14 protein-coding genes are annotated in these 13,678 nt (G+C 69.0%); 3 read left to right on the top strand and 11 right to left on the bottom strand.

From position 1 onward, the window contains the following. Position 1: 1 nt before the first annotated feature. Together Q0L94_RS16585 and Q0L94_RS16580 are read left to right on the top strand one after the other, a co-directional pair. Positions 2 to 559: a DUF447 domain-containing protein gene (locus tag Q0L94_RS16585; protein ID WP_296755533.1), complete on the top strand. Its 558-nt coding sequence runs from the start codon at positions 2 to 4 to the stop codon at positions 557 to 559. Further along, complete coding sequence (locus Q0L94_RS16580) at positions 556 to 1,251, top strand: (5-formylfuran-3-yl)methyl phosphate synthase (RefSeq protein WP_296755471.1); 696 nt, start codon at positions 556 to 558, stop codon at positions 1,249 to 1,251. The genes Q0L94_RS16585 and Q0L94_RS16580 overlap by 4 nt, the downstream gene beginning before the upstream one ends. A 50-nt stretch (positions 1,252 to 1,301) precedes the next feature. Here Q0L94_RS16580 and hflX read toward each other — a convergent pair whose 3' ends face one another. From hflX to Q0L94_RS16550, 6 genes are read right to left on the bottom strand one after another with little or no spacing between them, the layout of a single operon-like run. Further along, entirely contained in the window at positions 1,302 to 2,696 is a 1,395-nt protein-coding gene (gene hflX, locus Q0L94_RS16575) for a GTPase HflX (protein ID WP_296755469.1), read from the bottom strand. 60 nt (positions 2,697 to 2,756) lie between these two features. After that, positions 2,757 to 4,154, bottom strand: a complete 1,398-nt coding sequence (locus Q0L94_RS16570; RefSeq protein WP_296755466.1) for an aminotransferase class V-fold PLP-dependent enzyme — start codon at positions 4,152 to 4,154, stop codon at positions 2,757 to 2,759. 50 nt (positions 4,155 to 4,204) lie between these two features. Then, positions 4,205 to 4,909 (bottom strand): aspartate/glutamate/uridylate kinase, encoded by a 705-nt coding sequence (locus tag Q0L94_RS16565; protein ID WP_296755464.1) that lies wholly within the window; start codon positions 4,907 to 4,909, stop codon positions 4,205 to 4,207. Then, positions 4,894 to 6,318, bottom strand: a complete 1,425-nt coding sequence (gene pabB / locus Q0L94_RS16560; RefSeq protein ID WP_296755461.1) for an aminodeoxychorismate synthase component I — start codon at positions 6,316 to 6,318, stop codon at positions 4,894 to 4,896. Before pabB ends, Q0L94_RS16565 begins: the two co-directional genes overlap by 16 nt. Next, positions 6,309 to 7,373, bottom strand: coding sequence for a hydantoinase/oxoprolinase family protein (locus tag Q0L94_RS16555; RefSeq protein ID WP_296755459.1), 1,065 nt, complete (start codon positions 7,371 to 7,373; stop codon positions 6,309 to 6,311). Before Q0L94_RS16555 ends, pabB begins: the two co-directional genes overlap by 10 nt. Then, positions 7,366 to 8,331 (bottom strand): ATP-grasp domain-containing protein, encoded by a 966-nt coding sequence (locus Q0L94_RS16550; RefSeq protein ID WP_296755456.1) that lies wholly within the window; start codon positions 8,329 to 8,331, stop codon positions 7,366 to 7,368. The genes Q0L94_RS16555 and Q0L94_RS16550 overlap by 8 nt, the downstream gene beginning before the upstream one ends. Here Q0L94_RS16550 and Q0L94_RS16545 point away from each other — a divergent pair. Next, positions 8,330 to 9,091, top strand: coding sequence for a HisA/HisF-related TIM barrel protein (locus Q0L94_RS16545; RefSeq protein ID WP_296755453.1), 762 nt, complete (start codon positions 8,330 to 8,332; stop codon positions 9,089 to 9,091). The genes Q0L94_RS16550 and Q0L94_RS16545 overlap by 2 nt on opposite strands. On the opposite strand, the gene Q0L94_RS16540 is transcribed toward Q0L94_RS16545, so the two are convergent. The 5 genes from Q0L94_RS16540 to mch form a co-directional block, all read right to left on the bottom strand. Then, positions 9,000 to 10,202 carry a 6-carboxytetrahydropterin synthase gene (locus tag Q0L94_RS16540; RefSeq protein ID WP_296755451.1) on the bottom strand — a complete coding sequence of 401 codons (1,203 nt, stop codon included), beginning with the start codon at positions 10,200 to 10,202 and terminating at the stop codon, positions 9,000 to 9,002. The two genes, Q0L94_RS16545 and Q0L94_RS16540, sit on opposite strands and share 92 nt — an antisense overlap. A gap of 43 nt (positions 10,203 to 10,245) precedes the next feature. Continuing rightward, entirely contained in the window at positions 10,246 to 10,758 is a 513-nt protein-coding gene (gene fae, locus Q0L94_RS16535; RefSeq protein WP_296755449.1) for a formaldehyde-activating enzyme, read from the bottom strand. A gap of 111 nt (positions 10,759 to 10,869) precedes the next feature. After that, the gene (locus Q0L94_RS16530) at positions 10,870 to 11,784 is read right to left on the bottom strand and encodes a triphosphoribosyl-dephospho-CoA synthase (RefSeq protein WP_296755447.1); all 915 of its coding nucleotides are present in this window, start codon (positions 11,782 to 11,784) and stop codon (positions 10,870 to 10,872) included. After that, positions 11,781 to 12,695, bottom strand: coding sequence for an ATP-grasp domain-containing protein (locus Q0L94_RS16525; protein ID WP_296755444.1), 915 nt, complete (start codon positions 12,693 to 12,695; stop codon positions 11,781 to 11,783). The genes Q0L94_RS16530 and Q0L94_RS16525 overlap by 4 nt, the downstream gene beginning before the upstream one ends. Next, positions 12,692 to 13,672, bottom strand: coding sequence for a methenyltetrahydromethanopterin cyclohydrolase (gene mch, locus Q0L94_RS16520; RefSeq protein WP_296755442.1), 981 nt, complete (start codon positions 13,670 to 13,672; stop codon positions 12,692 to 12,694). The genes Q0L94_RS16525 and mch overlap by 4 nt, the downstream gene beginning before the upstream one ends. Positions 13,673 to 13,678: the final 6 nt, after the last annotated feature.

Below are 13,678 nucleotides of genomic sequence, written 5' to 3'. Positions count from 1 at the left end.
CCTGATTTTTGAAGCCATCCTCACCAGCGCCACGTCCGACGGCACCACCCACATCGCTCCGCTGGGCTTCCGGCGCGAAGGCGGGTTCGTCGTGCTGGCGCCATTCCATCCCTCGCGTACCCTGGACAACCTGCGCGCCACCGGCCTGGCCGCCCTGAGCCACACCGACGACACGCGTGTGTTTGCCGGCTGCCTCACCGGGCGGCGCGACTGGCCGCTCATGCCATGCGAACGCATCGCCTGCGGCCGGCTGGAAAGCGCGCTCAGCCACATCGAGCTGGAAGTGGCGCGCATCGAGGAAGACCCGCTGCGGCCGCGCTTTCTGTGCCGCGAACTGATCGCCCGCAACCACGCGCCGTTTCCCGGCCACAATCGCGCCCAGGCCGCCGTCATCGAGGCGTGCATTCTGGTCAGCCGCCTGAACATGCTGCCTGCCGACAAGGTGCAACGGGAGATGGACTACCTCGCCATCGCCATCGACAAGACTGCCGGGCCGCGCGAGCTGGAGGCGTGGGGCTGGCTCAGGGAGAAGATCGCGGCGCACCGGGAAGCGGCATGACCGCCTGGCTCGCCAGCATTACCGATGCCGCCGAGGCGCGCCAGGTGCTGGCCGCCGGCGCCGCCATCGTCGATGCCAAGAACCCGCATGCCGGCGCGCTCGGCGCGCTGCCGCACGACACCGTGCGCGCCATCGTCGCGGCGGTGGGTGGGCGCGTCCCGGTCAGCGCCACCATCGGCGATTTCCCGGACATGAACCCCGCTGCAGTGGCCGCCGCCGTTGCCGCCATGGCCGCCACTGGCGTCGACTTCGTCAAGATCGGCCTGTTGCCGTCGCCCGCGCTGGCCGATTGCCTGGATGCGCTGGCGCCGCTCGCCAGCCGCCACCGCCTGGTGGCCGTACTGTTTGCCGACCGCGAGCCGGATTTCAGCCTGATCGGGCGGCTTGCCGAACGGGATTTCACGGGCGTCATGCTCGACACGGTGGACAAGGCCGGCGGCGGTCTGCTGGCCCATCAGCCGGCGGCGCGCCTGGCGCAGTTCGTGGCGCAGACGAAAAAACCGGGGCTGCTCAGCGGCCTGGCCGGCTCGCTCAAGCTGGCCGACATTCCTGTCCTCGCGCCCATCGGTGCGGACTACCTGGGTTTTCGCGGCGCCCTCTGCCGCAACCACGCCCGCACCCGGGCGCTGGACCCGGGCGCCCTGGCGGCGCTCAGCGGGGCAATGGGACGGGAGGCGGCACCGGGGGCGTGATCGCCACAGGCGATGGCCGCGGCTTCAGGACGGCCGCGCAATGGATCGGCTCACCGCGCCTGGCCGAACTGCTCGCGCAGGCTGTCCAGGCTTCCCTGTTCGCCGCGGACGCGGAACAACGCACCCTCGTCGTCGGCGCGTTCCTCCAGCACCTCGCAGCGCGCGAAGATCTCTCCGCGCAGCTGCTGTGCCGACCAGGGAAGAAACAGCTCGGCCTCGACCAGATCTTTCTGGAAAAACGCCACGATCGCCTGGTGCAACATCGCGACGTCGCCGGGGCGGCGCGCGCTCATCACCATGCAACCGGGGTAGGCGGCGCGCAGCGCGGCTTCGCATTCGGCTTGCGCCGCGGCGTCGCCGACGTGGTCGATCTTGTTGAAAATGCGCAGGCGCGGCACCTCCTGCGCGTCGATCTCGCTCAGCACATGTTCGGTGGTTTCGATCTGCCGTTCGAAGCCGGGATCGCTGGCGTCGACGACGTGCAGCAGCAGCGACGCATCCAGCGCTTCTTCGAGCGTCGACTTGAACGACGCGACCAGCCCGTGCGGCAGGTTCTTGATGAAGCCGACCGTGTCGCTGACCAGCACGCGCGGCACGCTCTCCGGATAAAGGCTGCGCACGGTGGTGTCGAGCGTCGCGAAGAGCTTGTTGGCGACCAGCACCTCGCTCCCGGTGAGGGCGCGCATCAGGGTCGATTTGCCGGCGTTGGTGTAGCCCACCAGCGCCACGCTGGCGAGCCCCTGGTGCGCCTGCCGCCGCGCGCGCTGCGTCCTGCGCTCGACGTCCATCGCGGCGATCTCCTTCTGCAGTTCGGCAATGCGGTCGCGGATCTTGCGCTTGTCCAGCTCGGTGTGCGACTCGCCGGCGCCGCGCCCGCCGACGCCGCTGCGCTGCCGCCCCTGCGGCCCCGCCAGCTTGGCCGCCTCGCGCAGGCGCGGCGCCAGGTAGCCGAGGCGCGCGATCTCCACCTGCGCGCGCGCAGCGGGGGAGCGCGCGTTGCGGTGGAAGATTTCGAGGATGACCATGGTGCGGTCCATCACCTGGCAGCTGACCTCGTTTTCGAGGTTGCGCGCCTGCGACGGTGAAATTTCGTGGTCGACGAAGATGACGTCGATCGGCACGGCCGAGACTGCGTCGTCCAGCCCTTCGACGAAATTGGAGAGGCGATGCAGGGGATTCTGCGGCGCGCGATCGGGTTCGCTTGCGTCGCCCGGCTCGCCGTTCACGAAGCGGCGTATCTCCTGCCGCTTGCCGACACCCAGATACGCCGTCGAGTCGAAGCCGGAACGTTTTTGCGTGAACGTGCGGGTGACCGTGAACCCCAGTGTCTTGGCCAGTTCGCGCAGTTCGGTCAGCGACGCCTCGAACTCGACGTCGCTTACTCCCGGCAGCTGCACCGACGCCGCGACGGCGTACTGGGGCTTCTCTTTGGCTTCTTTTTGCATGCGGCGCGGGCTACTGTCGAATGGGGAAGCCGGGCATTATCCGCCAATGCAATCCTCCTTTCACGTCAGGCATTTTCCGGCTGCCCCATCCAGCCGTTGCAGGATGTCCTTCAACCACGCCGCGTGTTCCGGTTTCATCACGCAGGCGCGCAGGCAGGTGATCTCGTCCGCGTCCCAGGCACGCACCGGCTCGAACGGCTCCAGCATGGCCCTGGGCATGGCGACCAGGGCCAGATGCAGGTCGCGTTCCCGGGCGGCCTGGAAAACCTGGCGTGTCCTGTCCGAGGCCAGGCTGGCGGTGTCGGCGCGCACGGCCCAGACGACGACATCGAGCTGCGGCGGCGACAGCGGGACGAAGCGTTCATCCTGCGCCAGCGCATGGTGCAGCGCCAGCGCGGCGGCGCGGCCGGCTTCCAGCCCGCGGGCGAATTCGCCGCCGCGGACCAGGGGTAGCAGCCGCAGGGTGGTCCACAAGGCCACGGCGGCGGCGCCGGGACGCGAGCATTCCAGGGAGATTTCCCCCAGGTGGGGGTCGGCGCTGCCCAGATAGGTGTACGGCGAGTCGTGCCGGTAGACCTGCCGGACGTCCGCGTCGCGGAACAGGATACAGCCGCAGCCGTAGGGCTGCAGGCCGTGCTTGTGAGGGTCGACGGCGATGGAGTCGGCCTGGGGCAGGGCGTCGAAGGCGTGCCGGGTGGCGTCGTCGAGGTTGGCTGCGAGGGTGAAATAGCCGCCGTAAGCGGCGTCCACGTGCAGGCGGAAGGCATGGCGCCGGCGCAGGGCCAGGATGTCGTGAAGCGGATCCACGGCGCCGGTGGCCGTGGTGCCCAGGGTGGCCACCACGGTTTCCACCGTGCCGCTGGCCAGCGCGCGCTCCAGGGCTGCGATGTCCATGCGCCCCAGGCGATCCGCCGCAATCGGATGGAATGGCACGCCCAGCACGCCGGCCAGCCGCTGGTGGCTGTAATGGGCCTGGGTCGAGGCGGCGATGCCCCGGCCGTGGCCGAGTTCCCGCGCCACCCAGAGCGCTTCGAAGTTGGCCAGCGTGCCGCCGCTGCACAGGTGTCCGAGGTGGGTGTCCCAACCGAACATGGCCGCGATCCGGGCCACCGCCTCCTGTTCCATGTGCGAGCTGGCGCGGCCGCCGTCGTAGGCGTGGTTGTTGGGGTTGAGGCCGAGGCTCAGGGAATAGGCCAGCCGGGCGGCCGGGTGAGGCGGCTTCTGCATGTGCCCCAGGTAGAGCGGATGATGATAGGGGTCGGTATCGCGCAGGCGTTCCGCCGCCGCGAGCAGGGCCTCGCGCAGGCCGGCGGGGAGCGCAGCGGGGCGGGCGTCCGGCAGGCCGGCGAAGCCGGCGTCGAGGATGGCCAAAGCCTCGCCGAGCAGTTCGAGTTCCGCTTTTCGTCCGGATGCAGGCTTATGGCTGCCTTCGCGGGCGGCTTGGATTGATTCATGCATGCGGTTCATCGGGCCATCTCTCGTTTCCCGCATTCTGGCGCCGCACTGCGCTATCCGGTTTCTGCCGGGACATCGGGCGATGATGATGCGGCTGCCGCCGACGGTAATTTCCGGATGTATTTTAACTGCCCATACCCGCAGGCGTCGTGCGCTTGTCTCGACGAAGCGGGGGCAGCCATCGGCCAGGCCAGCCAGTCGTACAGGGTGGCGGGGGCGCAGTGGCTGAGGATGTGGATCGGTTTGGCGTAGCGGGCTGCGAAGCCGGGAAAGGCACTGTCGACCAGGCCGGCGTCGGCCAGCGCCCGGATATCGCCCGCGTCGCCCTCGCCGTGCTTGACCAGCGCCATGGCTTCTGCGCCGAGGTGGTGCGCGAGCCAGACCGCCAGGCTGTCGGAGGTCACCGACCAGCTTTGCGGGATGTCGGACGCGCCCAGGCACATGTTCGATGGCAGCCAGACCGGTGTGCGGCCGTGCGCGATGGCATCGGTGATCATCTGGGGCGTGGCGGCGGGGAGCAGGCCTGGCTCCATATCGCACAGCATCAGGCCGTATTGCTCCATCGCGAGCAGGCTCAGGCGATGTGCCGCGGCATCGCTGAAATGGCAGCGCCGCTGCGCCTCACGCACCGCGTCGGCGAACGGCCCGCCGCCGGGCACCAGAACGACGCGGCCGCCGGCCTGCGCCAGCGCGTCGAGCCAGCTGGTGAGCCACGGCGAATCGTGCAGGCTGCCGCCCAATTTTACGACTCGGAGCATTGTTCCTCCGTTTGCGTGGCAGCCATTCCACCCCCTGATTCGCGCACCAGCCGGAGCATGGCGGCCGCCTTGTCGAGGCATTCCTGATACTCCTCGTCGGCCTTCGAGTCGGCGACGATGCCGCCGCCGGCCCAGAAGCGCAGCGTGTCGCGCGCCAGGACCAGGGTGCGGATCGCGATGTTGCTGTCCATATTGCCGTTGAACCCCAGCCAGCCCACCGCTCCGCAATACACGCCGCGCCGGTTCGGCTCCAGTTCCTCGATGATCTGCATGGCGCGCAGCTTCGGCGCCCCGGTGATCGAGCCGCCCGGGAACGACGCGCGCAACAGTGCCGCCGCATCCACGTTCCCGGCCAGACGCCCGGTCACCGTGCTCACCAGATGGTGCACCGTCGCGAAGCTCTCGATCTCAAACAGGCGCGGCACCGCCACCGAGCCCGGCGCACATACCTTGCCGAGGTCGTTGCGCAGGAGATCCACGATCATCAGGTTCTCGGCGCGGTCCTTCAGGCTGTCGCGCAATTCCCGCGCCAGCACCGAATCCGCCTCGGGTGCAGCGGCGCGCGGCCGCGTGCCCTTGATCGGCTTGGTCTCGACGTGTCCCTGTCTCACTTCCAGGAAGCGTTCCGGCGACGACGACAGGATGCGGACGTCGGGCAGGTTGAGATAGGCCGAATACGGCGCCGGGTTGAGCCGGCGCAGGGCCTGGTAGCCGAGCCAGGGATCGCCGGTGGCGGGCGCGGCGAAGCGTTGCGCGAGGTTGACCTGGTAGCAGTCGCCGGCGGCGATGTAGCGCTGGATCTGGCTGAAGGCCCGGCGGTAGGCGTCGCGGGTGAAATTGCAGTTCACCGTGCCGACGCGGAACGGGCGCCGCTGCGCCGCGGCGGCAGCGCCGGGGCGGGGGCTGAACAGGGCGGCCAGCCGATCCCAGGTGGCGGCGGTGCGCGGGTCGCGCCCGGCGCCGACCAGCCAGCTTGCGCGCTGCTCGTGATCGACCACGACGGCCCAGTCGTAGATGCCGACTGCCATGTCGGGAATGGCTTCGGCGTCGTGCGCGAGGCGTGGCAGGCGTTCGATGCGGCGCGCGAGATCGTAGCCGAAATAGCCGATGGCGCCGCCAGTGAACGGCAGCGGGCCTGGCTGGCCGTCGGCAGCGAGGGCCTGGCGCAGCAAGTCGAACGGGTCGTCGGGGGAGAGGCTGACGGGCGGGCCGGCGCCGTCGTAACGGCGGATTTCGCTCATGCCGCCACGGGTGACCAGCGTGGCGCTCGGGCGGGCGGCGAGGATGTCGATGCGTCCGGCGGTGCTGCGCGGCCGGCCGCTGTCAAGAAACACCGCCCACGGTTCGTCGGCGATGGCCTCGAACAGCTCGGCGCTGTCCGCGCGGTAGGGAAGGGCAGTCAGCAGCATGATTTTTCTCCAGCCAGCAGCAGGCCCGCAGCCACAGCCGGCGCGCACCAGTCGATGTGCTCGACCTGCGAACCGGCTAGCGGCAGTTGCGAGAAGTTCAGCACCGGGCGTCCGCTCCTTGCCGCCAGGCGCGGGCCGAGGAAAGCGCCGGCGCCGGCCATCACCAGGGGCGCTTGCGGGTCGAGCGGCACGCGCGACAGCACTTGCCGGATGGCGCGGCCGATGCGTTCCAGTTGCGCGTCGGCGAACCAGGCGGCCAGTTCCGCCCAGGCCGCATCGGACAGGTCGCCGGCATCGCGTCCGACCATGCGCGCCAGCCGGACACGGCTGGCCTCGACGGTCTTGGGCCCGCCATCGGCGCTGTCGTGCAGATCGGCGCCGTCGGGCAGCCAGCCGAGCACCCGATGGACATCCGCGCTGGTGGCAAAGTGTTCCGCCATGAGCGGCAGCCAGCGTCCCGCCACCGGCGCTTCCGCGCTCATGGCCATGAGCGGGGTGCGCGCGATGCCGGTGTAGACCAGCTCGCCGGCCGCCAGGCGATCGCTGTCGCTGTCACTGGCGGTGGCCACCACGCGGCTGCGCAGCGGGACGATATCGGTGGTGGTGCTGCCGATATCCACCAGCAGCGCCTCGCCGTGGCGCGCTGCCACCAGGTCGGCGGCGGCGCGCCAGTTGGCCGAGGCGACCTGGTATGGGCGCAGGCGCGCGGAAGCGCCATCGAGCCAGCCCTCGGCGCCGGCATAGAAGCGGACGCCGCCGCTGCCGAGACGCTGGCACAGCAATTCGACCAAGGCATGCACGCCGTCCTTGCGGGTGGCAAACAGATCGGTCATCTCGCCGCTCATGGTGACGGCGTGGCGGAGCGGAGAATCCGGCCACGCGGCATTCCCGGCCAGGATCCGGTCGAGGGCCGCGTGCAGATGCTCCAGGCCGCGCCAGAGCGGACACGGCTCCTGCCAGACCATCGCGACGCGGCCGTCGGCCTCGATGCGCGCGGCCTTCAGGTGCGCGCCGCCGACGTCCCAGCCGATCGTGATGTCCGTCGGTTCAAACATGGGCCATCTCCAGTGTGACGGGGCGCAGACCGCGGCAGGGACGCATCTCCGGCAGTGCGAGCACGTGTTGTGCCGGGTTGCAGTCGAGCGCCGCGCGCAGGCCGGCGTAGGAAACGGTGGCGCGCGGATTCACCTCCAGCACCATCGGGCCGAAAGCGCCGGCGATCAGGTCGACGCCGACATAGCCCCACAGGCCGGGGATCGCGGCCGCCACCCGGGCGGCCAGTGCGGCGTAACGCCCGTCGCCGTCGCCCAGTGCATTGACGGTCACACCGTGGAATTCAAAATGGTCACCAGCCAGCCCGACATGCTGGCGGTTCACGCTCAGCAGTTGCGCCCGGCCGTCGCAGCACAGCAGGGATAGCGACAGACTCTCGCCTGCGACATAAGGCTGGAACACGTGCATCGCGCGGGGGTGGGGGTCATGCCAGGCCTGCGCGGCGGCGGCATCGGCAAACAGCAGGGTATCCTCGCAGCCGACACCGTCGTCGGGCTTGGCCACTACGGCGCCCGTCAGCAGGTCCGGGGTGGCGAAGGTAGGTATCGTCGTCACCCCGGCTCCGGCCAGGCGGGCGGCGGTAGCGTGCTTGCTGGCGGCGATGCGCACCGCGTCCGGCCGGCAGCCCAGCAGCCGTTTGCCGGCGGCCTCGACCTGCCGATTCAGGGACTCCAGCAGACCGCCGCTTTCCGGTGCCACCATCCAGGCCGCGTCGGCGGCGTCCAGGCAGCGCATGAAATCGGAGCGGCAGCGTGCCGCGTCGGTGGCGACGACCGTCAGGCCGGGCTGTTCCGGTATGGCGAGGCGCGCATCGCGCAGGGTCAGGACTTCCATTCCCGGCAGCGCGATGAGATCATCGACCAGTGCCCGCCACATCAGCTCGGCGTCGCCCAGAACGCCGGGCAGCGCCTGTCCGGCATAGCCGCCGCCGGTGACGAATTCAAAAACGAAAACTTTCATGACCGCCTTCTTCAGCCTGATTCCGGTACTCGACCTGATGGGCGGGCAGGTGGTACGCGCGCGTGCCGGCCGGCGCGACGAATACCGGGCGCTGCATTCCGTGTTGTGCAACTCCAGCCGGCCCGAGGCCGTGGTGGAGGGATTGCTCGCGCTGTACTCGTTCCGCCGCTTCTACATTGCCGACCTGGATGCGATTCTCGGCCGCGGCGATCACCGGGCCACGCTGGAAAACCTGCGGCGCGCCCATCCGGCTGTGGAGTGGTGGGTCGATGCCGGTTTCGCCGATGCCGCTGCCGCCGAAGCCTGGCGCCGCGGCGGCCTGGGCCGGCCGGTGCTGGGCAGCGAGAGTCTGGCTGCAGCGCCCGCACGCGGCGATTATCCCGGCGGCAGCGTGTTGTCGCTGGATTACCGCGGCGAGGATTTTCTCGGACCGGCCGATCTGCTGCGCGACGCGGCGCGCTGGCCGGACGATGTGATCGCCATGACGCTGGCGCGGGTTGGGGTCGGCGCCGGCCCCGATCTGGCGCGCCTGATGCAATTGCGGCGCCTGAATCCGGCCTGCCGCCTGTATGCGGCCGGCGGCGTGCGCCACGCGGCGGATCTCGCCGCGCTGGCCGGAGCCGGGCTGGCCGGCGTGCTGCTGGCTTCGGCCTTGCACGATGGGGCACTCAGTCGCGCTGAGCTTGCCGCTTTTCATGATGATCGTCCCAGGAACGCAACCACTGGCGCCAGGGCGAACGCCCCAGAGCCGGATCGGTGAAGCGGCCGAGCAGGGGCTGGCTGCCCTGGCTTTGCCAGGTCTCCAGGTCGGGGCCGACGTATTGGCACCATGACTGCGGCGTTTCGTAGAGGGTGAGTTCGCACAGCTCGGGCAAGAAATCGATCAGCTGCTCCCAGATGTAGACGCTGAGAAGTTCGGTGGTGGAGCGCCAGGCCAGCTCCGGGCCGGCGTAGTTCAGGGTGTGGTGGTCGAAGCGCTCGACCACGCGGGCGTTCACCACCCGCTTGAGGTAGCCGTAATCGAGCACGCAGCCGCTGACCGGATCGATCCGGCCACGCACTTTCACATGCAGTACATAGCGGCCGCCGTGCAGATTGCTGCACTTGGCGGGATGGTCGGTGAGGAAGTGGGCGGAATCGAACACCACTTCCTTGCTGACCGTCACTTCCGGGGTGTCCGGATGAAGGCGCGCCCAGACGCCGGGCATCGCCTCCAGCTCGACCCGCAGGCTGTCGAGCAGGCGTGTGGTGTCGGCGCGCGTCAGCGTGCGCAGCAGGGGTGCGCCGGCGCCGAGATCGTGGGTCAGGGCATGGGTAGCCACACCCAGTTCGCGCGCCAGATATTCGGCTGCATCCTCCGCATCGTCGGGCGAAGCGAAGGGAAGAAACAGGTAGCCGGCATGCAATTCGCCAGCATGGGCCAGATAGGTTGCGTATTTCATACGCCGTTCCGGTGGGGGCACCCTGGCGGGTAGCCAGGGGCCGACCAGATTGCGTTTTTGCGTTACCAGACGGTTCTTCGCCACGACCCGGTGGGTACCCGGAGCGTAGTGATATTCCTGACGGAAGCGGAAACCGTAAGGTGCGAGTTGTGCCAGATCGCAGAACAGCAGATCCAGCCAGGCGATCTCGCCTTCGATCCGGCACAGCGTGCCGTTGTCGTCGACCTTGCCGGCCAGGCGCAGGCCGGCGAGAACCGCGCGTGCGGTTTCGTCCGGCACCGCGACGGGCATGGGCGGAAGGGGGGCGGCATCCGCCGTCCCGATCCTGTCCGGCGTCACCAACAGGTCGAGCGGGAGCGCGTGGCGCAGGGCATACTCCTGCAAGGTGAGACCGCTGCAGGCGAACAGATGCTCGTTGTCGAGCTCCATTACCGTGGTTCCGCACTCCAGGCAACGCATTACGCTCTCCCGATCAGTTGTGGGCGGCGAACGGGTGACCCGCTTTGCCTTTTTTGGCTACGACATCCGCTGCCGTGGGCGTACCGGAAACGGCATTCTTGATGGACTGCTTGGTGGCTTCGTAGTTGTAGTCCTGGATCTTGGTGTCGTCGGCGGCTTCCCAGTGAATGAACACGCCTACGCAGATAAAGAGGTCGTCGGCCTCGTTGGCGGGGATGGTGCCGTCTTCGACGCAGTCCGCCACTGCCATGGCGACGCCGCGCTGGGCCGGGCCGAACATCTGGACGGCCTGCTTGGCGCCCTTGATGGTCACCTTGTTGAACATCATGGTGTTGGGCTTGCAAGGCAGGTTGGGGGCGACCACTGCCAACAGGGTATTGCAGCCTTCCTTCTGGTTGACCAGCCCATTGCAGAATGCCGTTTCGGCGGCGCTGCCGCGGGGGCCCATGATCAAGTCGATATGCGCCACTTCGTTGCCGTCGCCAACCAAGGCCTCGCCTACCATTACGCGATCGATTTTAGCCATTTTTACTTTCTCCTTGAATTGCACTGACTCGGTTGGATTGGGACGGTCCGCCAGCGCCGAGTTATCCGCTGAGGAGCCGCTGCTACAACGTCTGGAAGACGTTTCGAAACATCAAATATCGGCTTGCCCTCCTGCCGGCCGGCCCGCATCAGGGGCGCCGGCTGGCGTCGCCGACAGGCGATCCGCGAGCCAGGTGGCAACGGCCAGATCGGCGCTGGTACCGGGGTTGACGCCGGCCGATTTCAGGATTTGATCGAGGCTCGCGAGATGCCGCCGGGCACAGTCCCAGCCGAGACACGGCGCCATGTCGGCGACGCAGCCACGCGCCATGCGCTGCACCTGCGCCGCGGTAGGCGCACCGAATTTGCGCAGCACGTGGCTGTCGGGAAAATGGCTCAGATAGGTCAGGTAGACATCGGTCAGCGCCCGTGTTTCCTCGCCCCAGCGGGTGCGGCCCTGCTTCAGTGCGTCCATGCCGAGGCCAAGAATGTCGGCATAACCGCTGGCGTACTGGCTGGCGATGCGGTCGCGTTGCGCGGCTTCGCGCATGGCCGAGAGCAGGCTCACGCTGGGGGCGGCGTGGACATCGTGGCGCGGGCTGCTGCCGAGTCCGCCCGGCGCGGCCAGACGGATGGCGCGATAGACCCATTCCGCATCGTCGCGCGTCGTCTCGTCGAGATCGCGGCGCAGGCGCTGCGGCAGGGACTCGTGCGGCAGGCGATGCTGTGCGGCATGGAGCAGCGGCACCGTCAGCAACACGATGCCGAGGTTGGTGTTGCAGCCGACCGCCTGGCGCGTCGCTTCGATCGCGCGATAGATCCGTTCGCCGAGCGGCAGTGTGCGGTCGGCCGCGTGCGGGGCGGCGGCTTCGGCGCTGAGCAGGAAATCGCGCGCGTGCATGCCGTGCCCGGGCGATTCGACGCTGACGTTGCCGGGCTTGAAGGCGAGCACGTCGAGTTCGCAGGCGGCGCGGAAGGCTTCCGCGAGTTCTGCGGTGCCGGGCAGGGGAGACAGGCGCGCGTTCATGCGTAACGCTCCTGCAAGGCGGCTTCCACGTAGCGGTCGAGAAAATCGTTCACCAGCAGGGTGGCCACATTGTCTTTCACGACCGTTTGCAGACCGCGCCAGGCCGGGATGCTGTTGACCTCGATCACCGTGAGCCGGCCGTCCCGGTCGCGCATCAGATCCACCCCGGCGTACGCCATGCCGAGGGCCTGGCTGGCCGCCTCCGCCATCTGGAACAACGCCGGGTCCGCCGGCGCCGGCAGGCAGCAGGCACCCTGCGCCACGTTGTTGATCCAGCTGGCGCCGCGACGGATCATGGCGGCGCGGCTGCGGCCGCCCACGACCAGAACCCGGTAGTCCTCCCAGTTGCCGGCGGTCGAGCCGACGAAGCGCTGCAGATAGTAGACGTCGCGGTATTCGGCTGCCGGCGGCAGGTCGGCGGGCGCGGTCAGGCGGCGCAGGCCATTGCCCTGGGAGCCGAACAGGGGCTTCAGCACCAGTTCGTGGCCGCTGGCGGCTTCCCGTATCAGCAGGGCGCGGGCCTGGGCTTCGGACTCCATCACCCAGGTGGGCGGGGTAGGCACGCCGGCCCGGTGCAGCAGCAGGCTGGTCATGGCCTTGTCCACGCTGGTTTCGATGGCGCGTACCGGGTTGTATACGGGCACGCCTGCGGCGGGCAGGGCGTGCAGGAAATCCAGGCGCAGGATCACCTGCTCCAGGGTGCCGCCGGACACCCCGCGCACGAAAGCGCCGTCCGGCAGGCGCTCCTCGAAACCCGGCAGCACCAGGCCGGCGATGCCGCGCTCCAGATCCACCCGGCATTCGCTCAGCGACAGGTTCACCGCCTGATAGCCGCGGGCGGCGAAGGCGCGAGCGAGCTTCTTGCCGTGCCAGCCGGGGTCGTCGGTGAAGAGAGCGATGCGGCCGATCATGAAAACGAACGCTCCAGCAGTTCCCCATTCAGATGTCCGGCCCGGAAGGTGCGGCCTGTGGTCAGGCAGGTGACGCTCACGCTGGCAGGGGCGAACAGCAGGGGGTCGATCTTGTAGAAATCATGGCCGGCCGCCTTGAAGACCTGGGCGAAGGGCTGGCCATAGTCGCTGGACGCCTCGCTGGGCATGCGCCGGGCCAGGTCTTCCGCCGCCGCCTCCTCGCCGGAGACGAACAGGTGCACGCGGCCGCCGAACAGGATGGCGTCGTTGGTGCGGCCCATGGCGACGAGGAAATCCGGAGATGGCGGGCAGACCGGCGCCGTGCCCATGCCGTCGACGATATGCGCCACCGGGAAACCCAGGAAATGCGCCTTGTGCAGGGCCACTTCCAGCACCCGCGCCACCACCTGAACCGAACCGGCCAGGCTGCTGGTCGGGGTGAGGATCAGGGTCAACTGCTGCGGCGCCACGCCGCATTGGTCGGCGATCTTGTCGAGCAGCGGGATGGGGGGAACCTTGCCGGTTTCCAGCACCAGGCAAGCGGACTCGGCCTGATCCCGGTAGCCCAGTTCCTGGAACAGCGTTTCCTTGCCGGCCAGGGCGCGGCCTGGGCCGGAGCCGAGGGCGAAAAATCCTTCCTTGCCTTCGCCATGCGACAGACTCCAGCCGGCGTACTGGCTACCCAGGCAGGCCAGCACCGGCTGGGCGGTCGATACGGCGAGCTCCCAGGGCCAGCCGGTAAAACTGCCCGAGGGGCCGAGGGCGACCTGACCAAGGCCGCCCAGGCAGATCTCGGCGATGCGCCGGCCTGCCTCGATCCCGCCCGGCACCTGGATTCCGGCGTCGACGATGCGGGTGCCGTTGGCCTGGCGCGAAACGGACAGGCGCAGTGCTTGCGCCTGTTGCACCAGTTGCTCCACCAGCGGAGCGGCGAGCTGGTTGAGGCTGGGCGAGGTAGGGGTGGGATTCAGGGTCATGGTGCT

The organism is Thiobacillus sp. (assembly GCF_024708915.1).
This window is presented reverse-complemented; position numbering and strand designations above follow the sequence as displayed.